At 49.8% G+C, this 20,472-nt stretch carries 13 protein-coding genes; 2 read left to right on the plus strand and 11 right to left on the minus strand.

Annotated features, from left to right (window positions below; genetic code table 11):
• The first annotated feature begins 162 nt into the window (after positions 1-162).
• Both Pan161_RS10865 and alaS read left to right on the plus strand, forming a co-directional pair.
• A complete protein-coding gene (locus Pan161_RS10865) occupies positions 163-1,701 on the plus strand; it encodes a trypsin-like peptidase domain-containing protein (protein ID WP_197995827.1) in 1,539 nt (512 codons plus the stop codon).
• Positions 1,698-4,325 (plus strand): alanine--tRNA ligase, encoded by a 2,628-nt coding sequence (gene alaS, locus Pan161_RS10870; protein WP_145226682.1) that lies wholly within the window; start codon positions 1,698-1,700, stop codon positions 4,323-4,325. Before Pan161_RS10865 ends, alaS begins: the two co-directional genes overlap by 4 nt.
• Positions 4,326-4,352: 27 nt before the next feature.
• Here alaS and Pan161_RS10875 read toward each other — a convergent pair whose 3' ends face one another.
• From Pan161_RS10875 to Pan161_RS10925, 11 genes are all read right to left on the minus strand, one after another.
• A complete protein-coding gene (locus Pan161_RS10875) occupies positions 4,353-5,378 on the minus strand; it encodes a dihydrodipicolinate synthase family protein (protein WP_145226684.1) in 1,026 nt (341 codons plus the stop codon).
• Positions 5,379-5,467: 89 nt separating this feature from the next.
• A complete protein-coding gene (locus tag Pan161_RS10880) occupies positions 5,468-7,627 on the minus strand; it encodes a Na+/H+ antiporter NhaC family protein (RefSeq protein ID WP_145226686.1) in 2,160 nt (719 codons plus the stop codon).
• Positions 7,628-7,791: 164 nt separating this feature from the next.
• Positions 7,792-9,042, minus strand: coding sequence for a sensor histidine kinase (locus Pan161_RS10885; RefSeq protein ID WP_145226688.1), 1,251 nt, complete (start codon positions 9,040-9,042; stop codon positions 7,792-7,794).
• 82 nt (positions 9,043-9,124) lie between these two features.
• Positions 9,125-9,709 (minus strand): response regulator, encoded by a 585-nt coding sequence (locus tag Pan161_RS10890; protein WP_145226690.1) that lies wholly within the window; start codon positions 9,707-9,709, stop codon positions 9,125-9,127.
• 555 nt (positions 9,710-10,264) lie between these two features.
• Positions 10,265-12,097: a tRNA uridine-5-carboxymethylaminomethyl(34) synthesis enzyme MnmG gene (gene mnmG / locus Pan161_RS10895; protein ID WP_145226692.1), complete on the minus strand. Its 1,833-nt coding sequence runs from the start codon at positions 12,095-12,097 to the stop codon at positions 10,265-10,267.
• A gap of 39 nt (positions 12,098-12,136) precedes the next feature.
• A complete protein-coding gene (gene ruvB, locus Pan161_RS10900) occupies positions 12,137-13,207 on the minus strand; it encodes a Holliday junction branch migration DNA helicase RuvB (RefSeq protein WP_145226694.1) in 1,071 nt (356 codons plus the stop codon).
• Between the two features lie 374 nt (positions 13,208-13,581).
• Positions 13,582-14,649 (minus strand): hypothetical protein, encoded by a 1,068-nt coding sequence (locus Pan161_RS10905; protein ID WP_145226696.1) that lies wholly within the window; start codon positions 14,647-14,649, stop codon positions 13,582-13,584.
• 305 nt (positions 14,650-14,954) lie between these two features.
• On the minus strand, positions 14,955-16,082 hold the full coding sequence (locus Pan161_RS10910; protein ID WP_145226698.1) for a zinc ribbon domain-containing protein: 1,128 nt from the start codon (positions 16,080-16,082) through the stop codon (positions 14,955-14,957).
• Between the two features lie 31 nt (positions 16,083-16,113).
• Complete coding sequence (locus tag Pan161_RS10915) at positions 16,114-16,866, minus strand: YebC/PmpR family DNA-binding transcriptional regulator (protein WP_145226700.1); 753 nt, start codon at positions 16,864-16,866, stop codon at positions 16,114-16,116.
• A 110-nt stretch (positions 16,867-16,976) separates the two neighbouring features.
• A complete protein-coding gene (locus Pan161_RS10920) occupies positions 16,977-19,253 on the minus strand; it encodes a tetratricopeptide repeat protein (RefSeq protein WP_145226702.1) in 2,277 nt (758 codons plus the stop codon).
• A 243-nt stretch (positions 19,254-19,496) separates the two neighbouring features.
• Positions 19,497-20,426 carry a hypothetical protein gene (locus tag Pan161_RS10925; protein WP_145226704.1) on the minus strand — a complete coding sequence of 310 codons (930 nt, stop codon included), beginning with the start codon at positions 20,424-20,426 and terminating at the stop codon, positions 19,497-19,499.
• Positions 20,427-20,472: the final 46 nt, after the last annotated feature.

A 20,472-nucleotide genomic window follows, 5' to 3' on the forward strand; every position in this document is an offset into this window, starting at 1 on the left:
TGTAAAATCAAGTCTGGATGATCAGGTGGAATTACCGGAGACTCTTCCCACTCTCCAAAACACTTCTGTTTTAATACAAGGTCCTGCATGTTTGATGCTCAACCAACAATATCTGCTCCAGGTCGCCTGTGGTTAATGAAAACATTCCTCTCAGGAATGCTGATGCTCCCATTCCTGGGCGGTTTACCACTCAGGGGACAAACGCCAGATGCCTCTACTGTAGCGCTGGCGATGCAACAGCAAATTATCAAAGCCATTGAACTGTCAGAACCTTCTGTGGTGGCAATCTCAAAAATTAAGATTCCCAAGCAGAAATTTCAATCACGCATCCCTGCTCCGTTCGGCATCGACCCCAATCAGGGATTCAGTATTTCACAGGATCCACAGGATCTGAATTTCATTCCCAATGAATTTGGATCAGGGGTCCTGATACCAGACCCGACTAAACAGAATCGGGTACTGGTACTAACCAATTTCCACCTCACTGAAGGGGGGCCGGTCGCAGAACAAGCGTCCGCTCCGGAAAGCCGAATTTATGTGCATACAGCCAACCGACAGGGGTTCTATGCAGAGATTCTCGCTGCAGATCCACGTAGCGACCTGGCCGTTCTCACACCCGTGCAGCCTGTGTCTCCCGAATATGCACGCTCCCTGACTCCCATCCGATATGGCAATCAGAAACCTGTTAAAAAAGGTCAGTTCGTCATCGCTTTGGGGAACCCCTATGCCATCGCCCGCGATGGTTCACCCAGTGCGAGTTGGGGGATTATCAGCAATTTTCATCGCTATCCGGTTCCCATTTTTAAACATTTTTTAAATCAGGAAATTGCCAAGGAAGAAACCCTGCATCACTTTGGCACACTGCTGCAGGTCGATACCCATCTGGACCTGGGAACCAGCGGCGGAGCTCTGCTGGACCTCGAAGGCAACCTGATTGGAGTCACGACCGCACTGGCAGCACTGGAGGGATATGAAAAGTCGGTTGGCTATGCGATTCCCATTGATCAATCAACTTTGAGAATCATCGACAGTCTCGCTGCAGGTCTCGAAGCCGAATATGGTTTCCTGGGCATCGAACCTGCCACGCTGGATCGGGGTCAGGTACGCAGCAGCTTTCCTGGAGCAGTTGGTCTGGTCGCCCCTTTTTACGTGGAAGCTTCTCGGGTCAAACAGCATTCACCTGCACAACTGGCCGGGATGCTGCCCCATGACCTCATTCTTTCCGTGAATGGTCAGAAATTGACTCATGATCTGGATCTGATGCGTGAAGTTGGTAAAGCTGGTGCAGGAAATGAGATAAAGCTTCAAATATTGAGAGGAAAAAAAGCGCGTGAGTTGACTCTGAACGTGAAACTGGGAAAATGGCCCGTAGCGGATGATGAAGGGATTGTGCAAACCCGCTATCGCCATCCTCTCTGGCGCGGACTTAGAGTCGATTATCCTACTGCTCGCAGGAAATATACATTCAGTCCGTTCAGTTATCCACCTGCTGTCGTCGTAACTCATGTTGCTCCGGACAGCCCTGCACAACAGGCTGGGCTCAAGGAAGGTGCCTTTATCAGCCAGATCAATGGACAAGCGGTTCAAACACCGGATTCGTTCTATCAGGAAGCACAAAAAGTCAACAACTCACCGGTAACCTTACTATATCTGGATGGCCAAAAGCTGATCCTTCCCCCAGCAAGCAATAAGAAACAATGAAAACAGACGAACTTCGCGAAAGCTATCTTTCCTTCTTTGAAGAAAAAGGTTGTGTCAAGCGCCCCTCTGATGTGCTGGTCCCCCGGGATGATAAAACAGTTCTGTTCACACCAGCCGGGATGAACCAGTTCAAGGAGCAGTTTCTTGGAGTCGGTAAACTCGATTTCACCCGTGCCACAACCTGCCAGATGTGTCTGCGAACCGGCGATATCCAGAACGTGGGCGTCACCGCATACCACCACACATTCTTCGAAATGCTGGGCAACTTCTCGTTTGGCGATTACTTCAAACGCGAAGCCATCCACTGGGCCTGGGAATATCTCACCGATAAAAAATATCTGGGACTCGATCCGAGTCTGCTCTCAGTTACCGTCTATCAGGAAGATGATGAAGCCTACAGTATCTGGCATGATGAGATCAAACTGCCTGCGAACCGAATCAGTCGTGAAAACGAACACGAAAACTTCTGGCCCGCCGGTGCTCCCTCTGACGGCCCCGATGGAGTTTGTGGCCCGTGCAGTGAAATTTTCTATCATCCCAACGGTGGTAAAGATAACGTCGAGATCTGGAACCTCGTCTTCACACAGTTTAACCGGGTGGGAGGTCCTCCCGATAATCTCAAGCCCCTTCCCAAAAAGAACATCGATACCGGAATGGGTCTGGAGCGGACCGCCTCCGTACTCCAGGGAGTCCGCAGCAACTTTGAGATCGACACGCTCAAACAGCTCTGCCTGGCCGCCGGTGATATCGTCGGTACAGGTTACGATTTCGATGCCGCTTCCGGACGACCGGTCCGTCGTATTTCGGACCATGTACGGGCCATCACATTCAGTATCCATGAAGGGGTCAATCCAGGCAGAGACAGAGAGAGCTACGTGGTCAGGCAGCTACTGCGTCGCGCGCTGCTGGAAGGATACCTGCTCGGCAAACATGAACCGTTTCTGCACAAGTTGGTACCGGCTGTTGTTGAGATCATGAAAACTCCCTACCCCGATATCGCTAAAACTGTCGAAAATGTGCAGAACACAATCAAAGAAGAAGAAGAGCAGTTCCTGGGCGTCGTCGAAAAAGGACTCTCCCGTTTTGAAGGTTTCCTGAAATCAGCAGAACAGGCAGGCAGTTCGGTCATCTCCGGGGAAGATGCCTTTGACCTGCATCAGACCGATGGTTTCCTGATCGAACTGACGGAAGCCCTCGCTGCCAAGAACAACATGTCCGTCAACCGGACCGAGTTCAATAACATGATGCAGCAGCACAAAGAAGGTAGTGGCAGCGGTGCCTTCCTGGACTCCGTCATGTCAGAAGGCCCCCTGACGGCACTTCATAAAACGATCAGTGAAACTGACTTTAAAGGCTACCAGACTACGGAGACGGAATCCAAAGTCATGGGCATCATCGCCGAAGACAGACTGGTCGAGTCCATGGTCGAGAAAGGCCATGCACACCCGGTTGTTGTCGTTCTCGACCAGACCCCTTTCTACGCAGAAGCAGGTGGACAGGTAGGCGACACCGGATACCTCGAAGCTGACGGAATTAAATTCGAAGTCACAAATACCCAGAAAAACGCAGGCCTGACTCTGCATATCGGACACCTGCTGACAGGCAAGCTGGAACAGGGACAGACCCTTACAGCAACGGTCACAGAACCACGACGTTCCGGAATTCAACGCGCGCACTCGGCGACACATCTGCTGCATCATGCACTGCATACTGTTCTGGGAGATAACGCCATGCAGCGTGGATCCAAGGTGGAAGAAGATACGCTCCGCTTCGACTTTTCCCACAGTAAAGCAGTCACACCGGAACAGATCAGCCGGATTGAAGATATTATCAACCAACGCGTCTCCGAAGGGGCGCCCGTCACGACGGAACTGATGAAACTTCAGAAAGCCAAGACCCTTGGTGCCATGGCACTTTTCGGCGAAAAATATCCCGATAACGTACGCGTGGTCCAGATGGGTGACTTCAGTACCGAACTCTGTGGGGGCACCCACCTTTCCAATACAGGACAGGTCGGCTTATGCAAGATCATTAACGAAGAACTCGTCGCCAAAGGGGTGCGTCGTATCTATGCTCTCACTGGTCCGAAGGCACTGGAAAAAACCAGAAACACAGAGAAACTGCTGCTGGAAATTGCTGCCCAGTTGAAAGTCCCGCGTCCCGACGATTTGCCGGTCCGCATTCAACACCTGCAGGACGAACTCCGCGAAACCAAAAAACAGCTCACCAAATTTTCCAGTAAGTCACTCGCGGGAACCGCTGATGATCTACTGGAAGAGGCACCTGTTGTGAACGATGTTAAAATCGTAGCTTATCATGCCAAAGATGCGTCACGTGATCAACTGCGAGAGTTGGCGGATCATCTGCGGAAAAAAGGCAAACAGGTCGCGCTGATCCTGGGAACGGTACTCGACGGCAAAGTCGCATTGATGGCTGCCGTCAATGCCGACCTGGTAAAACAGGGTCTCAAAGCCGGTGACTGCGTCAAAGCAGCCGCCAAGGTGGTAGGCGGCGGTGGTGGAGGTCGTCCCGATATGGCTGAAGCCGGCGGAAAAGATCCCGAGAAACTGGACGAAGCACTCAAAACCGGCGCAGACTACTACCGCAGTCAGTTGGAAGCCTGAGGCTGACTGAGAATCCGGTTCTACCTCTTAGAGTAGATTACGGCGATTGAGTTCCGCGACAACACGTTGCACGATTTGTGAAACATCGTTGTTGCCGAGCTCTTCCGTAATTCCAGTGGCACAACCACCGATGGGCTCATTGGTAAAACCATGTTCGGAGAGCATGCACTGCAGAGTCCGACTCAGCGTAGAAATATCTGTCTTCTGCTCTGATGTGATCGGCTGCCGTCCCTGCCCCATCTGAAAACCACGCAGTTCAACCGCAGCCCGGAATCCTTCCGGGAATTCAGCGGAATAAATCATCGTGTCGAACAAGGTCAACAGGTCATACTGTACGCGGCGGGCTTCATCCAGTTGGGCCGACATCGTCAAATCATATAACTTGCGTGTCAGTTCAGGAACAACGCCTGAACTCGCATTGGTCCCGCCGTCGGCACCACTCAGTAGTAACGGCATTAAGGCGGCATCCCAACCGGTCAGAAATGAGAACTCAGGACGATTCGGACGCACTGCCTGAATCATACGGATCATATTGGGAATGTCGCCTGAAGAATCCTTGATTGCGACGATCTTCTCGCACTCTTCTGAGAGACGCTGAATCGTAGGCACGTCAATCGGACTGGCGAACATCGGAATGTTGTAGAGAGTCACGTCGATCGGAGTATTATCACCAATTTCCTTGAAATAAGCATAAACCGATGCTGGACTCAATTTGTAATAAAAGGGGGCCACAATTGCGACAGCACGGATTCCCAGGCCATGATAATACTCACAGGCCTTGATGGTTTCGCGGACATTCGCTTCGGCTGCTCCTGCCAGAATTGGAACGCGTCCTCGAGTCTGGTCAGCGATGATGGCTACGATCCGTCGCCGCTCTTCGGGTGTGAATCGAGTAAATTCCCCCGTGGACCCATTGGGATACAGGCCGTGTACCCCTTTTTCAATCAGCCAGTCGATATAACGTCTGAGTTCCGGCTCATTGATTTCGCCGCGAGAGTCATAAGGGACCAGATTGGGTGTAAAAATTCCACTGAGCTTAGATTGGGGATTCATTCTGAGAGCTACCTATACCTAGAAACAGATTCGCTAACTTACGGAGTCTAGGAAGAGTATAGCATACAAATCAAAGGGACGACACAGTTTCAGGCCTCTTCAGTGGACTCTTCTGCAGACTCTGGGTCAGCTTCGGAATCTGAATCATTCGTATCGGTTATGCCCTCTTCATCGGTTTCACGATCCTCAGAAAGGTTAAAATCCTCAGCACGCACCCCGGCATCCAATAGTTTTTGGGCCTCCGCTTCGGCAGATTTCCCGTAAAACTGCAGGATCAGAAATAATACAACCAGGCCGACCGGCAATAGAATATAAGGTTGAATTCCAAAACCAACAGGAATATATCCAAACAAAACAGAAACGGTGGCGACAGTCATAGCATAAGGCATTTGTGTCAGCACATGATCCAGATGATCAGATCCCGAAGCCGCTGAAGAGAGTACAGTGGTATCCGAAATCGGGGAGCAGTGATCTCCGAAAATCGCTCCCGCCAGCACCCCACCGATTGTCCCCAGCATCAGATGATGATTCGGATCCGCTTCATTTAAGGGAACCAGGAGGCTGTAAGTCAATGAAATCGACAAAGGCATCAACAGTCCCATCGTTGACCAGGAACTACCGGTCGCAAAACTGACAGCCGCTGCTAATAGAAATGTAATCGTCGGCATCCAGTTTGGTGACAGGCTGCCTGAGAGAAGTTCCACCAGCACACCAGCTGTATTCAGGTGATTTTCATCACACACCGTCGCCACCGACCAGGCAAGGACCAGAATCAAAATGGCCAGGAACATACTCTTCGCTCCCGCAGACCAGGCTTCGACACATTCGTTTAACGAGAGTGATTTGGAAAAACTGCAGCTGGCAACCGCGGCAATGGAAGCCAGAAAAGAGGAAATCAGCAGCACCCGATTCGGCGAAGCATGCTCGAGAATTTTACTCATCGATTTATCAAGTAACGGTAGTCCCTGCTGGAGCCGTCCCAAATTCAACCGATCGATCTCAATCGCCCCCGTCCACCACAAACCAATCATCGCCAGTCCCAGTAATACCGAGAGCGGAATCAATGCGTTGCGTAACAAGTGACGGCGTGCCAGATCACCATTATCAGCCCCCAACTCGGCTTCCACCACATTGAAACGCCCCGGTCGTACCAGTTGGTTATAAGCAATCGCACGTGTTTCGGCTTTGAGCATCGGACCAAAATCGTTGCCCAGATAGGCCACTAACCAGACAAAAGCCAGCAGATGCAGTGGATAAAACCGATAAGGCAGACTATATAAAAATGTGGTGTAGTAATCTTCGCTGATTCCCAGGCTGCTGTAGGTATCTGCAATATATCCGATTTCCACGCCAACCCAGGTCGAGATAATCGCGATTCCCGATACCGGAGCCGCGGTGGAATCCACCAGGAATGCCAGTTTCTCCCGTGAGACTTTCATCCGGTCAGTAAAGGGACGCATGGAAGTCCCTACCAGCAGTGAGTTGGCATAGTCATCAAAAAACACGACCAGCCCCAGAAACCAGGTCATCAACTGACTGTGTTCACGCTTCGTCGCATAACGCGAAAGCCGATTGACCAGCGCAGCAGTCCCCCCACCAGCCGACATCACTCCCACCATCGCACCTAGAAACATCGTAAACAGGATGATCATCATATGGGAATAACTGCTGCTTCCCGGTTCGACGATCTCATGAATTACGAACGTATCCAGAGTATGCACGAAACCCAGAAACAGATTCCCATGCGCTAAAATGACCGCCCCGACCCAGATGCTGACCAGTAAAGCCAGAATGATATTTCGAAACCAGACCGCGAGAATGACAGCAATGATGGGAGGCAGCAGACTTAACCAGCGTGAGATTCGATAAACCACGACTGTAGCGGCACCGCGACTGTCAGGGTCAACAACGATTGTATCTGCAGTAATGAAGACCTTCTGATTTTGTGCCAGGTCCGTTTTGAGCTCAAGTACCCCGTTTTCAAATGGCGGTAATGCGGTATCAACGTCTCTGACCCACAATTCCAGACCAATAATCTGTTTCGGATGCCCCGAGAATTCTCTATCGAGAGTTCCATCCAGTTTGATCGCACGGAGCGTTACCTGGCTGACGGGAATACCAATTACGGCAATGTCGGGTGCTTCAATCTCGTAGCGGGCAGGCTCTTTCTGGAGAGGCACATCCGTAATCTGATCGGTCTGCGCCAGAAAGCTGGTTAATATAATCAGCAATGAATGAATCGCCGCCATCGTCCCTCAGGCTGCTAAATCAAAAAAAGATCGGTCTGGCGGATTGCAAAGCCTGCAATAACGCCATCCAGTGAACGTCCTGCTCGGTATATTGAAACCGATCCCCGCCTGATCTGCAAGCGATGATTTCAGAAAGCCGTCAGTTTCGAGAATCCAGTCACCAGCTATTTTTGTCTCTCATTGAGCGGCCAGAGCAGATGCAACGTCACACCGTGCCCCTGACTGATTTCAGCCTCGATTTGACCTCCATGCAGATCGACAATCCGCCAGCATTTAGAAAGACCAAAGCCCAGTCCTCGCCCCGCCTGTCTGGCTGAGTAGAATGGATCGAACAGATGCTTCTGCTCCTGTTCTGACAGGCCTGGGCCATTGTCCTTGATTCGTAAATGCAGCATCGGAACCGCATCCACAGTTTCCTCCTCCGCGGAAATGCAAATCTGCCCTCCCGCTTCGAGTACATTCAGACAGTTCGAAATCAGATTACTGATCACGACTTTCAACTGAGTTTCATCCGCCCAGAGACAGGCTGTCGCTGGGAGATCAACAGTCAGCAGGACCTCTGAAGTATGAATCGCCTCACTCAGGCTTTGTTGAACTTCGTCGATCGCTTTAGAAAGGTTGACTGCTGTTGGTCGGGGAGCAGGCGGTCGGCCAAACAGCATTGCATCGCCAATCATATCCCTGATCCGATATGCCTGCCCGCCAATCGTCGCCAGTGATTGCCTGCGTTCGGGATCTGTCTCATGTTTCAGCAGCATCTGGACGCGCCCGGCAATTGTTGCGACGGGATTATTGATTTCATGTCCGGCACCAGCAGCAAATTCAGCCATCGCTTCCAGCTTGTCAAGATCCGGTAAAACCCTCTGCTTTTCAGGATTCCCATCTTCAGCAACAGAATGGCAAGACTGACAATTATTGTACTGAGAGTCCTGGGGCTTGCCCGTTTTTAATACCTGAGTGAAAAGTCGGCGGCTGATCTCTGTTAATTCAGAAATCAGAGAAAGCGTGTCATTCTGACTATGAGCCGAAAACAGAAACACACCCGCCAAGGAAATCTGACCACAGGGGATAGGAAAAAATTGAACGGGGCTGCTGGAAATCAGATGAAAAGGTCGCCCCTGCTCTGCAATCAAATGAGACTGCGCGAGGAGGGAACGATTCTGATCAATCCGAATTGATGACTGAGTGAAACAGTCTGACTCCGTCTGAGAGCGACGAAACACGCCGGCTGTTAATTCCAGGGATGATTGATCAAACAGAATGAGGTAAGTGGCTTTCGCAGCGGTGGCTTCACACCAGACTGCTGCCAGTTCTCCCAGGATAGAATCCGAAGATTCTATCGGGATCAAAGAAAACAGACGTCGGTAAAAAATATCCGGCAGACCAAGGCTCACTCCACCGGTTTCGCTCGCCATCTGACGCTCCCATCAGCAGTATCCATGACGATCGGGACGTAATCCGATCGTCATGTTACTGATATTTCACCTGATTCTGAAATCAGCCGGCAGTATGAACGGATTCCAGATTCAGTAGCGTACAGACGCGATCCGCCAGTTGCTCCACCTCAAACGGCTTTTGCATAAAGTCATTTGCACCGGCCGCTTTCAGATCTTCAATCTTGTCTGCTTCAACCATACCGCTGATGCAGATAATTTTGACATCGTCCATCGAGGAATCACCGCGAACCCGCTGGCAGACTTCCTTACCATTGATATCAGGCAGCATTACATCCAGAATGATAATGTCCGGATGATATTCTTTGACCATCATCCCAGCATCAAACCCGTTATTTGCTACGCGAATTTCGAAGCGGGAATCTGCATCCAGTACGTCACGGATCAATTCTACCAACTCTTCATCGTCGTCCACGATTAAAGCTTTTCGTTTTCCACTTTCCAAGGCATCAGTAGGAATTCCGTTGTCTTTCATAAACTTAAAAAGCACATCGCGCGGAATTCTACGAAAGCGAGAGCCCGGTACCCGAAATCCCTTTAATTGGCCTGAATCAAAACAGCGAATAATCGTTTGTTGACTCACTTTGCAAATCTTTGCGGCTTCGCCCGTGGTAAAGACCGTTTTCATATTGCTCATCCATCCTTTGAAGACCCGCCTCTAAGCTGCGGGAAAGACCAAGCGCTGTAAGGCTATTACAACATGCAATAACCGAGCCCCTGCGCAGAGATAGTGATGACCCGATCATCAACACCACTGCATGAAACTGACATCTCCATAATCAGCCTCTTACCTATTTACCTGAAACTAAGGTAAAGCGATAAAAAACCACATCCTCCAAGGTGCAGTTATATGGCCCGTTCACTTGCCAAACACTACTGATTTTCCAGACGCTTTAAGTATCCCACATAGATACAAACGCCAAAACTTTCAATACCGCTTGACTTTACCAGTATTATCAATAACTCCGATTGTATCTATTCTGTCGATATGGTCAACACGCATTCGCTATCTTGACTGAATTATGGAAATAAACATATACTGATCCTACACTTACACTCATTGAAAATGGCTGAATTTGCCCCTTGAAATTATTTTCCATGGCATAAACAGGCATAAAAGGTGCGCAAAAACTACCTGTGAAGTAAAGAGTTAGGGATTTTTGACCACCTTCAGGGAGGATTTTCAGGTCGCCAGCCGGCTGGAACTGTTTAAATAAATCACTAAAACTGTCAGGTCAGCCGGTGTTACCCCGCTGATTCTCCCCGCCTGCCCGACATTTCGTGGCTTGACGCGACTTAGCTTTTCCTTGGCTTCATTTCGCAGATTGGGAACCAGTTGATAGTCGATATGATCCGGAATATGCAGTGTTTCCACATTCTTCTGCTTCTCAATCTCAGCAGTTTGACGTTTGATATAGCCGGCATACTGAACCTCGATCAGTGTCTGCTGAATGGCCCGTTCCGATAGCGGGATCGCCTTCAATTCAGGCGCGAACTCGCAAATTTCTTCCCAGCCGGTATCCTGTCGCCGCAACCATTCTTCCAGGGTCTGGCCCTGATGCCGGTTACCGCGAATGAACTCCATAATCTGCGTAATTTCTGCTTCGTATGCCTGGTACTGATCCCAGCGTTCCTGGTCGACCGAACCGACACGGCGCCCAACGGGAGTCATTCGCCGATCGGCATTATCCTGACGCAGCAGTAAACGGAACTCTGCCCGTGAAGTAAACATGCGATAGGGCTCATCAACGCCTTTCGTCACCAGATCATCGATCAACACTCCCAGGTAGGCTTCGTTACGATCCAGAATCAGATCTTCTTTCCCGGCAATTTTTAACGCGGCATTCAAACCTGCCAGCAATCCCTGGCCCGCTGCTTCCTCATACCCGGTGGTTCCGTTCAACTGCCCCGCAAAATACAGTCCCGCAACACGTTTTGTTTCAAGCGTGGGCTTTAACTGTGTCGGAGTCGCAAAATCGTATTCCACCGCGTAGCCGTATCGCATGATTTCCGTTTTTTCCAGACCGCGGATGGAATGAATCATCTCATCCTGCACATCACGGGGCAGACTGGTTGAAATCCCGTTGCAGTAATACTCGTTCGTATAACGCCCTTCAGGCTCCAGAAAGATCTGATGGGAATTTCGCTCTGAGAACCGCACCACTTTATCTTCGATGGAAGGACAATAGCGGGGGCCGGTTGAGTTAATCTGCCCCGAGTACATGGGAGCGCGATGCAGGTTCTCATTAATCAATCGATGCACTTGCTCATTCGTTTCAGTCAGATAGCAGGGCAGCTGCTGCTGAGTCAGTTGCTCAGTCATATAGGAGAATGGCTGGGGACGTTCATCTCCGGGCTGTTCATCCAGCACTGAGAAATCAATCGTGCGTCCATTCAGTCGCGCGGGTGTCCCTGTTTTAAATCGCTGAAGTTCAAAGCCCAACTGCGCCAGGCTGTCGGACAGGGTTCCCGTCGTACCTTCGCCTGCGCGTCCCCCTTTGGTTTTTGCTTCTCCCGTATGCATGATCGCCTGCAGGAATGTGCCCGTTGTCAGGATCACTGCGCGGGCACGATATGTGGCATCGCCGTGCACCTGCACTCCGGTAATCTGATCATTTTCCACGATCAGACTTTTCACGATTTCCTGTCGCAGCGCCAGATTGTCCTGCTGCTCCACTTTCCATTTCATACAGAACTGATAAGCTTTTTTGTCCGCCTGTGCCCGGGGACTATGCATGGCGGGGCCTTTGGAAAGGTTGAGCATACGGAACTGAATTCCCGTTTCATCAATCACGCGTCCCATTTCACCGCCCAGGGCATCGATTTCACGAACGATCTGCCCCTTTGCGACTCCACCAATCGCAGGGTTACAGCTCATCTGCCCTACCGTATCACAATTCATGGTTAAGAGCGCGGTTTTGGCACCCAGCCGCGCAGACGCGAGAGCGGCTTCACAACCAGCGTGCCCGGCACCAACAACAACGACATCATAATCATACGAAACAGACTGACTCATAGTTCTACTTTGTGAAATAAAAGTGTGTAGTTCAGATCTCTATCTGAAGAGACCGCCACCCGCAGGAGGGTTCAGGTTTAAATGCTCCATGGCAGCCATTGTAACAACACGACCTCGAGGTGAACGCTGAATAAATCCGCAGCGCAATAAGAACGGCTCCACTTCGTCTTCCAGGGTATCCGACGGGATGTTCAAGGTGTGTCCCAACGCCTGCACGCCAGCAGGTCCACCGGAAAAAGTTTTCACCAAAGCCTCCAGATACCGCCGATCCTGGCGTTCCAGGCCGAGCTGATCAATCTCCAGCATTTCAAAGGCTCGTTTGACCACTTCATTGGTAATATTACCATCGGCCTTACTTGTGGCAAAGTCTCGCGCCCAGCGCAACAGATTATTGGCTTTCCGTGGAGTGCCTCGACTGCGGCGGGCGATTTCAAATGCGGCATCATCCGTAATCGGCGTTCTCAGCTTGCGGGCATTTCTGCGGACGATTTCCACCAGTTCCTGATCTTCATAAAAGTCCAGATGCTCGCGGCGGACAAAACGATCACGCAAGGGAGCAGTCAACATCCCACTCCGCGTCGTCGCGCCAATGACTGTAAACTTCTGTAACTTCATGTTGACGGTCCGGGCATTCAGACCTTCACCAAGAGTAATATCCACCCGAAAATCTTCCATCGCAGGGTAGATAAACTCTTCGACGGTCGCCGGCATCCGGTGAATCTCATCGATAAACAGAAACGATCCGTGGCTGGCATTCGTCAGAAAAGGAAGCAGGTCTTTCGGTGCACTTAAAGAAGGTCCTGAGGTGATCTGCAGTTCGGTTCCCAGCTCACGAGGCAGTACGGACGCCAGAGTAGTCTTTCCCAATCCGGGGGGGCCATCCAGCAGCAGGTGTCCCAGTGGCTCATTGCGCTTCCGCGTGGCATCCAGAAATACTTCCAGACGCTCAACAACGGCCCGCTGCCCTACCACTTCACTCAGCCGCTGAGGGCGCAAAGCGTCATCGTACTCAATATCGTCGGCCAGAAAACTGGAATCCCAGCCGCTTTCACCACCCGAAGATTCATCTTCCGGTTCATCATCTCCCTTAATGACAGGCTCTCGTACCATGCTCTCATCCATAACCTGGAATGCATCCCATCCCGCTATCGCTTCATCCCAATAATGAGACTTGTAATGTATAACCGGAGAGACGCCTCCATTAACCTCAACACAGGCTGATGCATACTAGAGCGCATCACATTTCACCATAGCGTTCTCAATCTATTTTACCAGGTGCAAATCGCCCTGGAGACGCTACAGAAAACTGGACACAGTCTAAATGAAACACCACCGCCTCATCTGACGGCTGGTATCATAGCAAATCAACGCCCCTGCCGTAAAACCCCCGGAGCAGCTCCTTGCCCTGAATCCAGATTTAATATGACGCCTGTTGAGTCAAAGGTAAGCAGGTCTGAAAAGACCCGCTGCTGCTCTCACTCATCTCAGTTAATGCGAGTCATACACCGGTAAGCAACAGCCCTCACCAGCATTTGGAAAGTGTACACAAAGCCAAAGACGACAAAGGCAAAAACCCCACCAGTAAGAATGACTGGTAAGGGAGAAACATTCAAAAACTCAATCAGCATCATCCCTCCGAGGATGAGCCCTGCTCCCAACAGTAACGGTATCCCAATAATAGCCAGAAAGACAAGCGTCATACTCAGCAGGTTCTTTTTCGTAAGATCAATTGAACCGGTAAAGGCTTCAATTCCGGGTAGATTTCGATCGATCAGCAGATAGGGATAAGGCCAGAACAACAACCCCAGAAAGAAGCCGATCAAAAAGAAAATCATATTGCCAAACCCGACCACCAGCTGAAACACGATACCGCAAAGTATCATTCGCAGTAAAAAGCGGCCTCCGCTAAATAAATCGTTTAACCCGGTTTCCTCACCCAGCGCAATCTTTAGCAACACGACCTGGGTACCAGCTTCAAAATAATTAAGCACAACCGTAGAAGCGATGATAAATATCAGGATCATCAATCCCATACTGAACGCAGCTGGCGCCCCATTAATCATCAGCGCACCATTGATCAAGATAAAGAGCAATATGAGTACCGCAAACAATGCCATCAGAAGCAGCATACTGAGCAGACTGGCCAGGAACGGCACTGCCACACAAAGCCCTAGATGCTCGGTATACAATTGCCAGGAGCGTGAAAATACTTCGCCAACCTTTATCTGGTTGGGTTCCCAACGTTGATGTACCGTGTGGTGCATCATCTCACCACAGTAGTCGCACGTCAGCGTGCCGCGTGGGTTGGCCGCACCACACATGGGACATTGAATATCTGCGGGAGAATTCGAACCAGCCAGAAAGCTTTCACGTTCCGGCACAGGTAGATCTGTATCAAACTGCTCAAAACCATCATCAAAGAGATCTGGTTCCTGCGCGGCTGGTACAGTGATCGGTTCTCCACACTGGGGGCATTTCGCCCGTCGCCCAGCCTTGTCATCGGAAGTTTTCAGGACTTTTTCGCATCCGGGGCAGCTGAACTCACTTGTCAAAACACCAGGCCTTTAGCAATTCATCAATTAATACTTAGACTGTGTCCAGTTTTACTGTAGCGTCTCCAGAGCAATTTGGATCGAGTAGAGAAGATTGAGAGACGCTACGGTTATCTGTGACGCGCTCTAGCACGCAATATTAACTGATATCATGCACCGAATTCAGGGCAAATGAAAGCCTGAATATACAATTGAAAAAAACGTAAAGCGGATGCCAGGACTGATTCCAATATCAACTTCTGAGTCTGGATGATCAGGATTAGCCAGACGAAATTGGATTCAGATCCGATCTACTTAGAAGGCGCTTATTGATTAGTCATCTCTGCATAACTCACAGTATTCAGCAGCATGGAAAACGGGATCAGCAGTAGATAAAACAAAGCCACGAAACCAAATAATATCAGGAGCCCGAGTGCGGACGCCTGTCCCCCCGGCTGTTGCATACCGGTCATGGTTGCCAGCATCAATACATAGGGGACCATCGTAATCCCTGTCATGATCAGATAGATCAGGAACATGGTGAGCTTATTCCCATCGGTGACTTTTCTGGATTCCGTGAAAGCATCAATTCCAGGCAAATCACGGTCAATCAGCAGATAGGCATAGGGCCAGAACATACATACGACTATCAGACCAGGGATAATCAAACAGATCAGTCCAGCACTATAAGCCAGTATAAAGACTATACTGCAGAGCACCATTCTGCCTAAAAACGGACCTCCACTGAAAATTTCTCCTATCCCTGGATACTCATTTTTCACCAGTTTCAATAAATAATTCATGACTCCCAGCATCAGGTAAAACACGATACTGTAGACGAGTAAAATCGCGAGGATGTAGATCGCGATCAGTCCGGCAATCATCAGACCCGGATCAGCCTGTGCCAGCACCAATGCCCCTGCGAAAGCAATGGCTCCCAACACCATGAAGACCGCCGTTGCTCCCACAGCATAAAGTACATACGCAATGATATGGATCCCGATGATTGAGCCCAGGTTTGCTTTATAGACTTCCCAGGTGCGGGAAAAAACTTCTCCGATCTTAATCTTGCGAGGAACCCATTCCCCTTTTTGCAGAGTTTCTCCACAGTGTTGACACCGTTTTGAATCGGCGGGAATGGATTCTCCACACATGGGACAATCCATCTGATTCCCAGACAGAAAGCTATCCTCTTCTCTCACAGGACGTTCAGCCAGAAAACTGTCTTCTTCCCGCACAGGGCCTTCAGCCAGAAAACTCTGATCTTCAGGAACCGGTGTCCCGGATTCAAGTTGATCAAAGCCATCAAAACCGTCATCCATTGGAGCGGAGGGATCAGTCGCGGGGACGAGAATCGGTTCACCACACTGTGGGCACTTGGCACGACGACCGGCTTTATCATCAGAGGTTTTCAGGACTTTATTACAATGCGAGCAACTGAATTCAATCGTCAAAGTGGGATCCTCTGTCCTGTCTGCCTGGTGCTTAGTCGGCTAGAACCTCTGCCATGATGTCATCCGGGATATTAAAATTCGCGGTTACACTTTGCACATCATCATGATCTTCCAGCGCTTCCATGAGTTTCAATACTTTTTTACCATCTTCTACTCCCAGATCAACGGTTGTATCCGGAATTCGTGACAGCTCGGCCAGATTTGTAGGTATGTCGCGCTTTTCAAATTCTTCAGAAACCTGCTGAAATGCGTCAATACTGCAGGTGACCTCAAAAACATCCCCATTTGCAGCCACATCATCTGCCCCCACTTCCAGGGCCACTTCAAACAGTTCATCTTCCTCAATGGCATCAGAGGGAATCAGAAACAGACCTTTGCGCTCAAACATCCACGCCACGCAACCCGTACTACCCAGATTTCCGCCATGCACTTCAAAGATCTTGCGAACTTCACCGGCAGTTCGATTTCGATTTTCCGTCAGGATATCACACAAAACAGCAACACCAGCGGAACCATAACCTTCGTAGACCAGCTCTTCAAAATTTTCGCCGGATAATTCCCCGCAGCCTTTTTTAACAGCACGGTCGATATTTTCTTTCGGCATACTGGCTTTGCGGGCCTTGTCAATTGCATACCGCAGCGAGAGATTCATGACCGGGTCTCCCCCACCATGTTGTGCCGCTACGATAATCGCACGACTCAGCTTGCCAAAGAGTTTACCCCGCTTCTTATCGACTACACCTTTCTTGGCGGCGATATTTGCCCAGTGAGAATGACCTGCCATTTGTAACTTTACTCAGCTCTAAGTATGCGTGAATTCACTGCGAATGAAGGTCGCAGAAAAGGATAATACCAAGCCTTATACTACAATAAATGGACAGGGAAGGAAATCGATTACTGGTTCAGTTTTTTCTGAAGCTGATCAATCAATTTCGGGTCTGCGGGAGAGGACTGTTGTGCTTCTTCCAGCGCTTTCTTCCAGAGCTCGTTCGCTTCTTTGGTTTTGTTAAGCTTGTGGTAGCAGTCTGCCAGATGATCCAGGATCGTACTGTCTCCCCCCCCTGGCAGCTTGCTGGCTTTCTCAAGATATCCAGCCGCTTCCTGAAAACGTTCCAGCTTGAATAAAACCCAGCCCATACTGTCAAGATAAGCCATATTGTCCGGTTCGGACTTCAGCGCGATCCGAATCATCTTTTCAGCTTTTTCCAGGTTTTTTCCCTGGTCAGCGTACAGATAACCCAAGTCATTATTGATGGAGGGATTCTCAGGATCGTCCTCCAGCATCTCCTCCAGGACGGCTTCCCCTTTGCTAATATCCCCCTGTTGCACATAGGTATTAGAGAGCATCATCTTCACTTGATAGACACGCTCTTTCTGTTCTGGATATTTCTTGATGAAATTCTGCATCTGCACAATGGCTTTGTCCCAATCGTGGCTGTGATAGTAGATCCAGGCGTGCTGATAATCCAGCAGAGGGAATTTGGGCGCAGCCTGCCGAGCTTCTTCATTCACTTTGATCGCTGCTTCCGTCTCTCCGTTTCGCTCTTGTGCGTCAGCCAGGAAATACAACAGATTGATCCGCTGCGGTGCCAGCAAGGGGTTCTCAACCGCTTTCTTCAGCAGGACAGCCAGCTCGCCATACTTGTCTTCTTCGCGTAGCAGCTGGCTGTATTCCTGAAGGATTAACAGCGTCCAGTTACCGCGAATCTGTGGTTTTTCATGTTTGGCGGCGGAATCCATGGCAAACTGATAAAACTCAGCAGCAGCCTGTTTCTGATCGGCCTCGGAAGCGAGTTTAGCGATGATGAATGCAGAAAACACATCCACTCCGGGTGGATCTTCTTCCTTCAGCTTCTTCGCTTCCGCAATCAGACCTTTCACCAGTTCCGGATCTTTGGACATTTTTTCCAGATTGGATTGGATCCGCTGAACGCCATCCCCGGTCTGTACGATTTTAGAGAGCGTCTCGATCAACTTGGCATATTTCTGATTTTTCTGATACAGCGATAACAGGCCTGCCAGGCCTTCCGTATTCGAAGATTTTCCAATGGATTCGAGATAAGTTTTTTCGGCGTCATCAAAACGTCCGTCTTCCCCGTATTGTTCTGCCAGATAATAATGCAGTGTCCGATTGAAGCGATCCTTTTCCGCGAGTTTTTCCAGCTGGGGAATCAGGTCGTCTGAACGATCCAATGCTGTTAAAATCTCCGCTAAAAACTCGTATGCTTTACGACCTTTGGATTGCAGCTGTTCATCGAAATACGACTGCAGTGAATCCAAAGCCTGCTGATACTGTTTGGACTGGTAATAAACCTGTGCCAGATGATACTTCAGGATCCCGGGACGTCCCTTCTGCGATTCAGCCGCTTTATTAAAAGCGTCTACCGCCAGTTTGAGGCGGTCTGTTTCCAGAAAAGACTGTCCGATTCGCTCATACAGCTTGCCCTGCTTGGCTTCCAGTTGTGAACGTGTATTGTACTCGAATGTAAATTCATCCGGTTTTGTGAGGGCGCGAAATACGACTTCCCAGCACTGGGCCGCCTCCTCTTTTTTACCCAGCCGCTCATACAGGTTTGCCTGATCGTGCTGGATGATGACATAGACTCCCGACTTCTTATCAATCGAAGGAGAATCCGAAGCCTTTTTCAGAAAAGTGACCGCCTCTTCAAAGCGTCCCTGTCCTGCCATATGCAGCCCCAGTTTCCGCATCAGCTCATAATCTTCGGGATCCAGCTCAACCGCCTTCTGAGCATATTCGATTGCTTCATCGGTCTTATCCAGCCCGGAAGCCAGCCTGATCAGAACCCGGTAAATCTCAACGGAATTGGGGTTATATTCCATTGCCTTTTTATAGGCATCGTAGGCACCGATGAAATCATTCCGTGCCTCACGCATCCGCCCGGTCATATACCAGGCTGCTGAATCGATCTCTTTCTGATCCATGGGTGTGCGTGGTGTGGCAGGTACAAAAGGCAGCACCACATCATCGGCAATCCCTTCTTCCAGGGAAAATACCTTGGGAGCTTTCTGCTTCTGAGAATCTTTCTCGCCCCCTTTCTTCCCCGGCATTTTCGCAGACAGGATATCCAGGCTGGCTGTCAACACAAATGCTGCTAACCACAATGACAGACAGGCCCTCAAGATTGGCGTCCGGGGAAATCGACTCATCATTCAACTCCATTATTAGAAATAGAGAATCTCTATACTCAATCGGAAACCGACAACTGCAGGCGCGCAACAACCTGCCGGGTCAGTTTATTGTAACGCGTCTTCACCATCTTCTCCAAGCCTGGTTTTACAGGATTCCGTGATTTTCGCTTGGGGAAACAGAAGACCGGGTATAAATGGGGGGCAGGAGATAGCGGTCTCAGGCAGACCAGACCGTGTGATTCGCTTGATTATGCCGCTGACAGCTTACTTTTTGTTTGAAGAGGATTTCTTTTTCGGAACTTTTTTCGTAGTCGTCGTGCGTTTCGCTGCAGGGGTTTTCCTGGGCGTTTTTTTGACCGTTTTTTTGGCAGCTTTTGTTTTCGCGGGGACTTTCTTTTTGACTTTGGTCGCCGTCGTTTTTGTTTTCGAAGGAGCTTTCGCTTTCTTCTTTTTCACCACTTTTTTCTTCTGCTTCGAAAGCGGATTGGCAAACATCGCTTCCATTCGACTGGGGGCATCCATCAGATCAACGCCCTCTTCGGGAAGCGGATTTTTTGCCAGATTGAAGTCGGCAGCCAGTTCTTCGTCAGTCGCCAGACAACGTAACAGATGGCTGAACAAGGGCGCATCTGTTTTCCGCACTGCGGACTTCAAAGTGTCACTTGCAGTTTCAATAGACTCATCTTCCGACAATAATCCCAGCCATTTACTGGCATTCAGAATTTTTTCATCGGCTGGTACCAGATGGCTGCCCAGCACAACCTGTAACGTATGATGCAACACAAAAGGCGTTAAAGTTTTCATGCGAGCCAGCTGTTTCTGAGCCTGCTCCAGCGTCTTCTTTCGCAGCATCTCCAGATCAAAACAGTACTCTTTATCAAACACATACTGCAGTACGGTCCGGATCCTGTAAGCACGCCATTCAGCATCACCTACATCTGCAAACACCAATTCCAACTCCGATATCGTACTGACACGAATCTCATTCAGATCATGAAAGCCATCCAGCAGGGAGTCGAATACTTCGTCTGCTTTTTCGTTTGTCGTGTTCTCCAGGCAAATCGCATGCAGAATGGTCTCCAGCACGGGACGATCGTATTTCGGTAAAGTCGCTGAATAGCGTTTCTTAAGCGACGCAATCAGCTTCTTGCAAACAGCCTGTTTATCCGATGTGGAAATTTTTTTAGCAACCATATCTGTCTGTACAATATTTGAGATGTATCAATTGGAAAGTAATGAA

This window comes from Gimesia algae (genome assembly GCF_007746795.1).
GTDB lineage: Bacteria > Planctomycetota > Planctomycetia > Planctomycetales > Planctomycetaceae > Gimesia > Gimesia algae.